This window comes from Neglectibacter timonensis, assembly GCF_900048895.1.
Taxonomy (GTDB): Bacteria; Bacillota; Clostridia; order Oscillospirales; family Acutalibacteraceae; genus Acutalibacter; species Acutalibacter timonensis.
Genome location: NZ_LT160640.1, coordinates 516379 through 528714, shown reverse-complemented (window position 1 = coordinate 528714; position 12336 = coordinate 516379). Strand labels below are relative to the sequence as shown.

Genomic DNA, 12336 nt, shown 5'->3' with positions numbered 1-12336 from the left:
TCCAACATTTTCATTTTTACTCATTTTACAGGGAATTAAGCCTATGTTATTTCCTCAAAAGAATTATTATTTGAAATATTCCTTACTATTCTATCCCAAGGCAGGCTTCCAAATCACCGAAGGTATAACCCATTTCTTCCCATTTCGTCAACAGTTCGTCAAGAATTTCTCCGTTGGTCTGAGAGGTGCTATGAAGCAGCACTACTGCGCCGGGATGCACTCTGGGCAGAAGCTTTCCAAACGCCTCTTCTTTGGTGGGCTGTTGGTTTTCATACCAGTCAACATAAGCGAGGCTCCAAAAAACCGTTTCGTATCCCAATGATTTTGCCATTTCCAAATTACTTTGACAAAATTTTCCCTGTGGGGGCCGGTAAATTTTTTTCATTTCCTGCCCTGTGATATTTTGGTACAACTCTTCATTTTTCTGCAGTTCTGCCTGAAAGCTGGCTTTATCTGCAATTTTCGACATATCAGGATGGCTGTAGGTATGATTTCCTACCGTATGCCCTTCCTCTACCATTCTTTTCACCAGATCGGGTTGTGTTTCAAAATAATTGCCAACCAGAAAAAACGTGGCTTTCACCTGATGCTTTTTTAGTGCATCTAGAATTTTCCCTGTATTGCCATTTTCAAAACCCGCATCAAAGGTCAGATACAGCACCTTTTCTTCCGTGGGTACGCAATACAGGGAATCATACTGTTGAAGATACTCAGCAGTAGCATTCCCCACTGGAGGTTTTCCTTCTTCTTGAAAGCTCAGTCCCCAGTTTGTGACTTCTGCTGCAGTCAACACTGCCCCTCCATTTTTAACCGTAGACAGTGTCAGCAGGCCTGCAACCGCCAATACTACAGCTAAAGAGAATAAAACCGCCCGATGCCTTTTCAAAAGGCTTCTCCAACGTTCCATCATACCGCACCTGTCCTTTCCATGGATTCATTCACTGATATGATTTCTTTCCCATGGTTAGCACAAAATATCGATTGCTTTAGCCTATAAAATAATGTATGATTTTCTTAAGAATTCATTTCACAGTTTTTAAGGATACAGGCGTATCCTTTTGCTGTATAGGAGGGAATTTTATGGATACGACAGACAAAAAGACTATTCTGGTAGTGGACGATGACAGGGAAATTGTCCGGGCAATCGCCTTAAATTTAGAGAGTGAAGGATATAACGTCTTTAAGGCGTACGATGGCATGGAAGCTCTCGATATCGCAATGACAAAAGAGATTCATCTGATCATCATCGACGTCATGATGCCGAAGCTGGATGGGCTTTCCGCCATTATGAAAATCAGGGAGAAAAAAAATCTTCCCATCATCGTGCTCTCAGCTAAAAGCGAAAACAGTGATAAAGTCATCGGCCTTTCCATGGGAGCGGACGACTACGTCACAAAGCCCTTCAATCCGATGGAGCTTACGGCCCGGGTAAAATCTCAACTGCGGCGCTACACCAGCCTCGGCGACATCAACTCAAACGGTGAAAACACCATTGTCAACGGACGGCTGTGCTTCAATCTGGATGAACATGTCCTTTATGCAGATGGCGAACCCGTGAAGCTGACTGCTACAGAGACTAAGATTGTGGAGCTTTTAATGCGGAACCCCGGCAGAATTTTCCCGGCGGAAGAAATCTACAGTAAAATTTGGAACGAGTCTGCGTATTCTACCGAAAATACCGTAATGGTGCACATCCGGCGTATCCGGGAAAAAATCGAAATCAACCCAGGAGAACCGGAATATCTGAAGGTGGTGTGGGGCATTGGCTACAAAATCGAAAAACACTGATATGTTCAAAGGGTTGGTTTCCTGGTTCTGCATGATTTTGGTGCTCTGCAGCGTCACCCTGGGAATTGTCTATCTTTTGTTTGTCATCCTGGATCCTGGTATGGCGGAAAATATCAGCGACATCTTGGTCTATTTAGAACGTTACAAGGAACTGCCCTATCCGCTTCTGGTTCCCATTGTATGCGCCTGTTCACTGTTCGCAGCAGCGGTGGTGTTTGTCTTTGTATTCCGGAAGGACAGACGGCAGTTTGAAGCGTTTATTGCCCAGGGACTATCCAGAGTATGGGTTGAACTGAAATTCCTGTTCATCTGTTTGACTTTGATGTTCTGCCTGATGTTGGGCGGGGGATTATCCGGTCCCGCCTTTGTCGTAGCCATAGTGCTGCTGCTTTATTTCCTTTGCCTGGATATCGGGCACAACAAGCGTTTTTTTCGTCATAACATCATTCACTCTCTGCTGGTCGCATTGAACAGCTATAGGGAAATGACAAGCTTTGAACAGCGCAGTATGAGACGGCTGCTTTCTTCCCTGGCCGTAATTCTTGGGGTCGGTGGAGTGTCGGCAATCGCGTTATTTACCCTTTCCCGGGCTTATTGGGGGCCGATAAAGGGTTTTCTGGCCTCCGCAGTGGTTCTATTTGCCGTCGTAGGGATCGTTGGCACCATTTTATGGTATACGCTGGCGCTTAAACGCGATCTGAAAGATTGGAATGTCTTAATGGCTCAAATCGCAGAAATGTACGGGGGCAATCTGAATGCAGTAAACCATGTTCCCCCCACCTCCAACCTCTATGATTGCGCGATGCAGCTGAACATGATCCGTACTGGGATTCAAAAGGCGGTAGAAGAAGGGACTAAAGCCGACCGGACCAAAGTCGAGCTGATCACCAACGTATCACATGACATCAAAACCCCGTTGACCTCCATCATCAGCTATATCGACCTGTTAAAAAAGGAACCGGACCTGCCGCCCCATGTGATGGATTATATCAGCACCATCTCACACAAGGCTGACCGGCTTAGCCACATTGTACAAGACGTCTTCGAGGTTTCCAAAGCAGCTACGGGTAATATCACCCTGAATCTGGAGGACTTGGATATTGGAAAACTGCTTCAGCAGACCTTTGGAGAAATGGACGAAACGCTGCGCGCCTCTCAGCTGACATGGCGGGTAGAAATTCCGGAAGCTCCAATTCTGGTGCATGCTGATGGACAGCGCCTCTACCGGGTTTTTCAAAATTTGATTCGCAACTGCGCGCAGTATTCGCTGGAGGGATCCCGCGCCTATGTTTCTCTCACGGCGCAGAACGGCATGGCGCAGGTGAGTATCCGGAATATCTCCCGCAACGAAATCACCATGAACAGTGATGACCTCACCGCCAGGTTTGTCCGCGGAGATCAGAATCGAACCACGGAAGGCAGCGGTCTTGGTCTATCCATTGCCAAGAGCTTTACCGAAGCCTGCGGCGGCAAGTTCTTTGTCCGCACGGACGGCGATCTGTTTATCGTCACCGTCCAGTTCCCCCAGGTGGTAAAAAAAGCTGCGCCTATCCCCACTGCCGATCCGCTGTACAACGGTGGTATTTCCGGCTCTCCAAGCGTTTCGAATCCGGAAAAAGAGAATGTTCCCGCCGCACCACAGAGTACCGAAGAACAAACCGCCTCCACAAAGGAGAATGCTTTGCCTGCGGTTCGGGATCCCTTTCTTTGATCTCATGAGCGCTGCTCTCATCTGTCATAGAAAGCCAGTCTAAGAGAGATGATTACCAGCATAAAGCGCTGACATGCGAATTGCGAGCGTTGGATAAAATTGATTTCGCAGTGATATCCGGAAGAACAAATCCAAAGCAGAAGCAGATTTTCACCTGCCAGGAGGAAGAAAACGTTTATGAAAAGGCCTTATCTCATAGGAATCGGCGGCGGAACCGCCAGCGGGAAATCCACCTTCTCTGCCTACCTTGAAAAACAGCTGCAGACATACCGCATCATGGTATTCCACATGGACAGTTATTTTAAATCAAAGGAAATCCGCCCGAAAGCCAAAGCACCTGTTTCGGGGAAAATCTACTTGGATGACAACTGCCCCGAAACCATTCATCATGAACAACTCCGCCGGGATTTGGAAGCCGCTCGCGACGGACAATATGATTTTATCTTGGTGGAAGGGCTCTTTGCTCTTTGGTATGATTGGCTCTATGAAATGCTTGACCTCAAGCTTTTTATCGACTGCCAGGCTGACGAACGCATTGTGCGGCGCCTACGCAGGAATATGGCAGAACGGGGACTTTCCTTCGATGAAATCTCCGAGGTCTACCTCGATATGGTTCGTTACCGCCACGAGCAGTTTATTGAGCCCACCAAGTGGCGAGCTGATTTCATTCTCAACGGCTCTTCCCCTTCTTTCCTGGCCAATAACATTCTGGTGGACTTTCTCAACCATCAGGCAATAGCTCCCACGGGATACGGAAGTGAGGGAATCAACAGGTGATAAAAGTAGCAAAGGAATACAGGAATCTTCTCGCTCCCCTATTTGAAGGATGGGAGGAAACCTTGATTTGGTCCTGCCTGCAGGGAGAAATGGGAACTGCCTGGTCCGATGGGAAAAATCCGCCCCGGGCGGCGCAGATTATAATTGGCGATTTTTGTTTTTTTGCAGGAGATGCCGCATCCGTTGAAGCAGAGGCGCTTGTCCAGAACCTGCCTGTACAACATGAAACTCGTACCTCTACTGTCTTATTCCTTCCTCAGGATGAGGCTTGGGCAGAATTGATTGTCTCAGTATATGGTAAAAGAGCACAGCGCGGTGTCCGCTATGCAACAAAAAAGGAACCGGATGTTTTTGACCGAGAAATGCTGGAATCCTTCCGATACACCCTGCCGGAACATTATCGCTTGACTCACATCGACAGAGAAATCTACGATATTACAAAACAGGAAGACTGGGCCTTTGATTTTTGCTCTCAATTTGAATCTTTCGAAGATTATCAGAATCGTGGAGCCGGCTTTGCCGTAATGTGTGGCGATGAACTGGCCGCCGGTGCTTCTTCCTATACTGTATATCACGGCGGAATAGAAATAGAAATCGATACCAAACTGTCCCATCGCAGGAAAGGACTTGCCCTGGCCTGTGCCTCCGCCTTGATTCTGCACTGTCTTGACCATGGGCTTTACCCCAGTTGGGACGCAGCGAATTTAGCTTCTGTTTCTCTTGCAGAAAAGCTTGGCTATCATTTCAGCCATGAATATCCCTATTTTGCGATAGAACGGGAAGAAACCGTCAGTGATATTTAAGCAGAGTTCATCTTGTAATGATCCGCAAAATAGTCTGACTGAAAAGGAAAGGGTATTGCAAATTTATGCAATACCCTTTCCTTCGTTCATTTGCAGCATTCGGCGTATATCATCCGCCGCCATCTGGAATTTTGATTTTTCAATGAGGATATTTTTTCCAGTCATGATATAGGAAGGGAATACCCGCATACCGCAACACCAAAACTCCTGGCTGCGCAGCTTATAGGTGGGACCAGAGGGCACTGCTGCCTTTCCGGTCTTCCGTTTGGCGATAGCGTTGAATGCTTTTTTTGCCACATCACCCATCAGCATTACAGTCCGCAGGTTTGGAAATAAGCCAAGCTCCATTTCCAACACAGGAAGACTTTCTTCCAAAAGCTCCTTCGGCACAGTGGTATCCCGTTTCGGAAATTTTACCGCATTCGTCAGGTAAATGCCCATGTGAAGCAGTTCCTCTATCCTGGAAATCTCGCACCCAGCCTCCCGAAACAGCGGAAATACAGTTTCCAAATAAGCGGGCGCTAGTGCGCTCCCGTAAAAATCCTCTACCGGATCCAGGGGAACAGCCTCGTTGATCATGACAGTTTTTATCTGTTCCGGTTCCAGAGACACATCTGAAAGATAAGCTAGAAATCTAGGACTCCCCACAGTGTCCATCAGGCTTTCCCGTACAGAAATCGCCATATTACTGCACCGATTTTGCAAGGGCCTGTTTCAGGTCGCTCAGAATATCTTCCAAATTTTCAATACCTACGGACAACCGAATCAAATCGGCAGGCACCCCTGCTTCCTTCAGCTGTTCGTCAGTCAGCTGGCGATGGGTAGTGCTGGCAGGATGCAGTACACAGGTACGCAAGTCTGCCACATGGGTGACTACAGATGCCATCTCCAGACTATCCATAAATCTGGTAGCAGCTTCTCTGCCGCCCTTAATACCAAAAGACACCACACCGCAGGAACCATGAGGCATATATTTCTTCGCAAGCTCATAGTACGGACTGCTTTCCAGGCCGGGATAATTGACCCAGGCAATATTGGGGTCGGCTTCCAGATACTTTGCTACAGCCAGCGCGTTGGAACAGTGACGTTCCATACGCAAGGCCAGCGTCTCAAGGCCAAGGTTCAGCAGGAATGCATTCATCGGGGCTGCCTGGGCGCCTAAATCTCTCATCAGATGGCAGCGAACTTTAGCAATGTACGCAGCAGGGCCAAACTGCTTTGTATAGATCACGCCATGATAGGACTCATCTGGTTCAGTCAACGCCGGGAATTTTCCGTTCTGCCAATCAAATTTGCCAGAATCCACAATCACGCCGCCAACCTGGACGGCATGACCATCCATATATTTGGTCGTTGAGTGCACGACGATATCCGCGCCAAACGCAAAGGGCTGGCAATTGATGGGCGTTGGAAAAGTATTATCCACAATCAGGGGCACACCATGTTCGTGGGCCGCCTCCGCAAAGGTTTCCAAATCTGCCACTATGAGCGAAGGATTTGCCAAGGTTTCGGCAAATACACATTTCGTATTCTCCCTCATTGCCGCTTTTAATTCTTCTCTGGTACTGGTTGGAGAAACAAAGGTGGTTTCAATTCCCATTTCCTTGATCGTTTTGTAAAAAAGATTGAATGTTCCTCCATAAATCGCACTGGAGCTCACTACATGGTCGCCGGCAGTGCAGATGTTGAGTACCGCCATCAGCGAAGCGGCCTGCCCTGAGGAGGTCAAAAGTGCCCCTACCCCGCATTCCAGCGCGGCTATCTTTTTCTCCACCACATCATTGGTGGGATTTCCGATACGGGTGTAGAAGAATCCATCTGCCTGCAGATCAAACAGATCACCCATCTCCTTGGAGCTGTCATACGTATAAGTGGTGCTCTGAACAATAGGCACTACACGAGGCTCGCCGTTTCCCGGCTTATAGCCGGCATGAATACACAAGGTATCCGGTTTGTAATTCTGCATTTTTCTCTTCCTTTCTTATTCTGCCGTCAAAAACATGCAACGTATATACGTTTTGTAGACGCCGCTGCCGCTAAAAAAAGCCTGTCCTGTCACTGCATCAATCCGCGTATCCAGTTCGCTATGGCATCTGCGCCGAAAACCGCCAGCATCACCAAAAGCAGGAAGGCAACCACGGAAAGGCTCTGCACAAGGATGCGCTTCCTCCTGGGCATTTCCTCAAATTCTTCCGGTTCGCCCTGCCTCTCCCGTTCTATCTCCTGCTCTATTTGCGAGGCGATTCCCATAGCGGTAGAAAAATCCCCATATCTCACATAGAGCGTTTTATCCGTCGGCATGATTTCACTGTCATAGAGATAGGATACCCTACCCTCGCCAAAATTTTCAAACTGATAGCCAATAGAAAAATCATCAAACGCCGACGTCAGTCTTTGTGCTGTGTATTCGTCCACACGGTGCACCAGAACAAAATCATCGTTATTTACAATTCTCAACGACCTGACATTTTTACAATTAGGGCATTTCTGAGTACTGTCTTCGCAGACTGCTCTGCATTTGGTACAATAAAGCATGAATACGACCATCTTTCTACGGATCGACATAGCTGAGAAAGCTCTACCGGGCCAAATTCAGTATCATGTATCTGCTGCATTTTCTGCTTTTGACAATGCGGTAGCAATTTCCGAGGACTTTCTAGGCCAGTATTTCCGTATGCACAGTTTTCTGTTTTTCCTGATTATCATACAGCAAAATCACTGTTTTGTAAACTGAAGTTTTCTATAAGCCCGAAAAAGAGGCATGCAAAATCAGCATGCCTCTTTTTCGAACAAATCCGAGCTCATCTGCTCGGCCGGTCTGTTTTGTTTCAGCGGTAAAAAGGTTGAAGCTGCCTGCCTTTTAAAGCTGCTTCGATCGTCTGAGGCAGCAGGCTGAAATCCGAAACCAGAGAAAACGGTTTTTTTATGGGATCATCCTGATGCAAGGGCACCAGATACACATTTTTTGTATTGAACAGCTTCGCGATATTGGTTCCGGAAGCGCCCATGGCATCGTTTGTAGCAAGACCAAGCACCACCGGGATACCGATACGCAGGGAGGATTTCACCGCCATGGTAACAGATGTATCTGTAATGCCGTTTGCAATTTTAGAAAGTGTGTTTCCGGTACATGGCATAACTACCATCACATCTACCAGCCCTTTGGGCCCAATAGGCTCCGTACTCACAATAGAATGGAGCACCTGCCGCCCGCTGATTTTTTCCACCTCATCTATAAAGTCCTTCGCCTTGCCGAAACGCGTGTCCGTTTCATAGACATTCTGAGACATTACCGGCAAAATAGCATATTGTTCACTTAGAGTACGCATTTCATCCACGGCCTTCTGCATCGTACAGAAGGAGCCGCACATGGCAAAACCAACCGTTTTTATCATGTCAACCAACCTTTCTCCTGGGAAATCAATCCAAATCAAACTTCCTCCATCATATTGTAAATCGCTTCTTTGATAAACTCGCCAGATGTTTTTGGCGAAATTCTGCCTGGCAGGGATTGGCCGTTGACCACGCGGATACCGAGGCGCTTTGCAGCTTCAATATCCACTCCGCCTGGAAAAGAAGCAAGTTCGATCACCAAAGTCTCACGACTCTGTCTGGAAAGAGGAAGGGCTGTCAGTACCTTAGCCGGCACCGTGTTGAATATGACGTCATAGCATTTTGAAATTTGCCGGTACTGCAGCGGCTCACAGCCGAGCGCCCGGATTGCAGCGAGGTCTTCCGTCTTTCTGGCACAACAATCCACCTTTGCCCCTAAACCGCGTAAATCAAGACATAACGCCTTCCCTATCCTTCCAAAACCAGCCACAAGACAGGACGCGCCATTTAACGCGCCTTCCATTTCTTCAATGGCAAGCCCTACCGCGGCTTCTGCGGTGAGAAAAGCATTCCCCACCATCAACTCTTCCCGCGTATAATAATCATACGTGCGTATGCTTTCCCAAAGTTCAGAGGCGGCATAAAGCTTTTCCATCATCCCTCCATAGACCGACTGGTTCTCAAAGAGCTGGGCAAAGCTGTCGTCCAGTTCGATTTTCTCATCGGTAAAAGGCGTATTCAAATATTTTCCCTCTTTTGTTGCCGGCAGCGGCAAAATGACTATGCCGCATTTCTCCGAAATTTCTTTCAGAGAAAGCGAAGGCAGTTCCTCAATTCCCTCTGCTTTTTCAAGACAACTGACAAATACTGGATATCCATCCTGCGAGATTGATTTTGCCAGATAGACCTGTCTTGCGTCCCCACCAATAATGCCAAACGTGCTATTGCGCGACATGTATCCTCAAACCTTTCGGGCGTTGTTTCGTGGGAGCCTGTTTCCCATGGACGCAGGGATATTTCATATTATGGCAACAGTCTGGGTTTGGTGCGCAGTCTCCTTTGTGCGAAAATAGACAATTTCAGAATATTTTCAAATTTCCTATTTATTTTATCTCCATTTCGCAATATAATAGATAACAGCTATGGATTGATGAATTGTAGAATAAAGTTGAGGAGCGCTTTTTCGATATGAATGAAATTGATAATATATTGGATCATGTCAAAAAATTACACTTTGTAGGAATTGGGGGATCCGGCATGTGCCCTATGGCAGAAATCCTGTATCATAACGGATATCTGCTTACAGGCTCCGATGTGAATGAATCCGATACGCTTGACCGTATCCGCAATTATGGAATCCCCGTCTTTATGGGGCACAGGGCTGAAAATATTGGCAATGCGGAAGCTGTGGTCTATACTGCAGCCTGCAAACAGGATAACCCCGAACTGGTTGCTGCCCGGGAAAAGGGAATCCCCACACTAGAGCGCTCTGTTATGCTTGGCCTGCTGACGAAAAAATTCCGCTGCCCTGTCGCGGTCTCAGGGACTCACGGCAAGACGACGACGACCGGTATGATCACGCAGATTTTGATTGACGCAGGAATGGACCCCAGTGCGATTATTGGCGGAAAGCTTCCTCTCATTGGCGGTAACGGCCGGGTCGGGAAAAGTGATACCATTGTTTGCGAGGCCTGTGAATATGTGGATACCTTTCTGCAGCTTCATCCCGCGGTCTCTGTGATTCTGAATATTGATGCGGATCATCTCGATTATTTTAAAACAGTGGATAATATCATACACTCCTTCCATCAATTTGCAACACAGACCTCCGCTCTTATCATTGTCAATGGGGATGATGAGAGGGCGATGAAAAGTGTGGAAGGTATTACAAACGCTAAAATCGTCACTTTCGGCTTCAGTGACAAAAATGACTATTATCCAGCGGAGATGAATGAAGAAGATACCGCTTGTGAAGATTTCACTCTCATGCATTGTGGTGAAAAGCTTGGCCGGGTCAGCCTGATCGTTCCCGGGGAGCACAATATGCTCAATGCTGTGGCTGCTGCTGCTGCCGCGCATTCTATTGGAGCTGCCCCCGCCCCGATCTGTTCCTCTCTCAGTAAGTTTTCAGGTGTTCACCGCCGTTTTGAAATCCTCGGGAGCTTTGATGGAGTTACTGTGGCAGACGATTTCGCCCACCACCCCACCGAACTCACTGCAGTCCTGTCCTCCGCTGTAAAAATGGGTTACCGTGAGGTTTGGGCTGTTTTTCAGCCGCATACCTATTCCCGTACCTATACTCTTTTGGACGAATTTGCCAAAGCCCTTTCTATCCCCCACCATGTGGTGATGACGGAGATCCTTGCGGTACGGGAAGTAAACTCTTTCCAGATCCATACCAGCGACTTGGCTGCAAAAATACCGGGAAGCAGATGGTTTGGCAGTTTCGAGGATATTGCAGATTACGTGATGGAGCATGCTAAACCCGGAGACCTCATTCTTACACTGGGCGGCGGCGACATTTATAAATGTGCAAATCTGATGGTTAACAGGTATCAGGCAAAAAAGTAACAGGAAGCCGCAGAACTGCGGCTTCCTGTATTTCTAGCAAAGCTGGTGAACGGATTGCTTACAGAGGATTATATCATACGTATGATTCACGACATGGTTCGTCTGCTTTCGAAAATTCTTGGAAAGCAGTACGAGCAGCCTTACGGCACTTATGAAGCGTCAGAAATAAAGCATTCTTCTGGTCTTGGTTTTCCTGAATGCCTGTATCAACTGGCAGATCAGGGAGAGATTGGCCGGGCGGAAGACATGCTGTTCGAAGAATTGGACTTCTCTGATATTGAAAACTTGTCCATCGCTTTGAATTTCTACACCTATTTGAATACTTTCTCAGATGACCGTTTGGAAGCCTGTAGCTTCTCACGGGACGAAGTGCTGGACGGGCTGCGGGACTGCGCCGAAGAATTTGGAGTAGATACTGCCCTGCTGGATGCATTTCACGACTAGACGCCGCAAAAGATGGAAAGGAAGCTGGACTGGGCGCCCGGTTTTCCTGTCTAAATATTTGTATAGGAGAGCAACGCAATTTTATGATTCGCGCTATTTTTTTTGATATAGACGGCACGCTTCTCAATCCCAAAACGAACCGAATCCCTTCTTCTACCCTTCGCGCTCTTCACCTTCTGAAAAGAAGAGAGATCAAACTTTTTGTAGCGACCGGCAGACCAAAAAGCATGGTGACCTTTCTGGATGAGTATTTTCCATTTGACGGCTTTGTCACCTTAAACGGTCAGTACTGCTTCACGCGAAAAGGAGACATCTTACATAAAACGGCAATTCCCAAACAGGATATGCGGCAGTTGCTGGAAATTCAAAAGAAGACGCCTTTCCCCTGCTTGTTAATTGAGGCGGAAGAATCCTTTATGGTAAATTATCAACGCCAAATAGCGGAACACTTTGCTTTACAGGGACTCCCTGTCCCGAAAGTATATAATGCCGCCAGATTGGAGACAAATGAAATTTATCAATTTCTCACTTATAATCCAACCCAATACGCCTCACTGCTGGCCCCATTAAAAGGAATTGAAATCACCAGCGCCAGCCCGTTCTGCTTCGACGTCATACCAAAAGGCGGCGGAAAAGAAGTAGGAATTGCTGCTACTGCGGAACATTTTGGCCTAAACCGCGAGGAGGTCATGGTTTTTGGCGATGGAGATAACGATTGCCGTATGGTTTCCTGGGCTGGAACCGGAGTTGCAATGGAAAATGCACAGGAGGAAACCAAGCAAGCTGCCGACTATGTAACAGCTGCGGTTTGGGATGATGGAATTGAAAAGGCATTGCTTCATTTTGAACTGATTTCGCCAGAAGAATTGGAAACTGCAGCCTATTTTCGGGATAGAATGGAGAGATAAA

The 12336-nt window shown here is 47.4% G+C and carries 13 protein-coding genes; 7 read left to right on the top strand and 6 right to left on the bottom strand.

All coding sequences use genetic code 11. The features are described 5' to 3' along the window. Positions 1-85 precede the first annotated feature (85 nt). Positions 86-910, bottom strand: coding sequence for a polysaccharide deacetylase family protein (locus BN3911_RS11330; RefSeq protein WP_066865625.1), 825 nt, complete (start codon positions 908-910; stop codon positions 86-88). A gap of 170 nt (positions 911-1080) precedes the next feature. On the opposite strand from BN3911_RS11330, the gene BN3911_RS11325 reads away from it, so the two are divergent. From BN3911_RS11325 to BN3911_RS11310, 4 genes are all read left to right on the top strand, one after another. Further along, positions 1081-1788 carry a response regulator transcription factor gene (locus BN3911_RS11325; RefSeq protein WP_066865622.1) on the top strand — a complete coding sequence of 236 codons (708 nt, stop codon included), beginning with the start codon at positions 1081-1083 and terminating at the stop codon, positions 1786-1788. After that, the gene (locus BN3911_RS11320) at positions 1763-3499 is read left to right on the top strand and encodes a sensor histidine kinase (protein WP_147578587.1); all 1737 of its coding nucleotides are present in this window, start codon (positions 1763-1765) and stop codon (positions 3497-3499) included. Before BN3911_RS11325 ends, BN3911_RS11320 begins: the two co-directional genes overlap by 26 nt. 177 nt (positions 3500-3676) lie before the next feature. Next, complete coding sequence (locus BN3911_RS11315; protein WP_066865616.1) at positions 3677-4276, top strand: uridine kinase family protein; 600 nt, start codon at positions 3677-3679, stop codon at positions 4274-4276. After that, the gene (locus BN3911_RS11310) at positions 4273-5079 is read left to right on the top strand and encodes a GNAT family N-acetyltransferase (protein ID WP_066865613.1); all 807 of its coding nucleotides are present in this window, start codon (positions 4273-4275) and stop codon (positions 5077-5079) included. Before BN3911_RS11315 ends, BN3911_RS11310 begins: the two co-directional genes overlap by 4 nt. Positions 5080-5142: 63 nt before the next feature. Here the strand turns inward: BN3911_RS11310 and BN3911_RS11305 are convergent, their stop codons facing one another. The 5 genes from BN3911_RS11305 to BN3911_RS11285 form a co-directional block, all read right to left on the bottom strand. Continuing rightward, a complete protein-coding gene (locus BN3911_RS11305; RefSeq protein ID WP_147578586.1) occupies positions 5143-5763 on the bottom strand; it encodes a uracil-DNA glycosylase family protein in 621 nt (206 codons plus the stop codon). 1 nt (position 5764) lies between these two features. Continuing rightward, positions 5765-7045, bottom strand: coding sequence for an O-acetylhomoserine aminocarboxypropyltransferase/cysteine synthase family protein (locus BN3911_RS11300; RefSeq protein WP_066865610.1), 1281 nt, complete (start codon positions 7043-7045; stop codon positions 5765-5767). Between the two features lie 89 nt (positions 7046-7134). After that, positions 7135-7536 carry a hypothetical protein gene (locus BN3911_RS11295; protein ID WP_147578585.1) on the bottom strand — a complete coding sequence of 134 codons (402 nt, stop codon included), beginning with the start codon at positions 7534-7536 and terminating at the stop codon, positions 7135-7137. A 371-nt stretch (positions 7537-7907) separates the two neighbouring features. After that, on the bottom strand, positions 7908-8474 hold the full coding sequence (locus BN3911_RS11290; protein ID WP_066865604.1) for a dipicolinate synthase subunit B: 567 nt from the start codon (positions 8472-8474) through the stop codon (positions 7908-7910). A 35-nt stretch (positions 8475-8509) separates the two neighbouring features. Then, positions 8510-9367, bottom strand: a complete 858-nt coding sequence (locus BN3911_RS11285; RefSeq protein ID WP_066865602.1) for a dipicolinate synthase subunit DpsA — start codon at positions 9365-9367, stop codon at positions 8510-8512. A gap of 233 nt (positions 9368-9600) precedes the next feature. Between BN3911_RS11285 and murC the strand changes: the two genes are divergently transcribed. From murC to BN3911_RS11270, 3 genes are all read left to right on the top strand, one after another. After that, complete coding sequence (murC, locus tag BN3911_RS11280; protein WP_066865599.1) at positions 9601-10983, top strand: UDP-N-acetylmuramate--L-alanine ligase; 1383 nt, start codon at positions 9601-9603, stop codon at positions 10981-10983. Between the two features lie 45 nt (positions 10984-11028). After that, positions 11029-11427, top strand: coding sequence for a DUF6483 family protein (locus BN3911_RS11275; protein WP_147578584.1), 399 nt, complete (start codon positions 11029-11031; stop codon positions 11425-11427). 83 nt (positions 11428-11510) lie between these two features. Beyond that, positions 11511-12335 (top strand): Cof-type HAD-IIB family hydrolase, encoded by an 825-nt coding sequence (locus BN3911_RS11270; RefSeq protein ID WP_066865593.1) that lies wholly within the window; start codon positions 11511-11513, stop codon positions 12333-12335. The last annotated feature ends 1 nt before the right edge of the window (position 12336 follow it).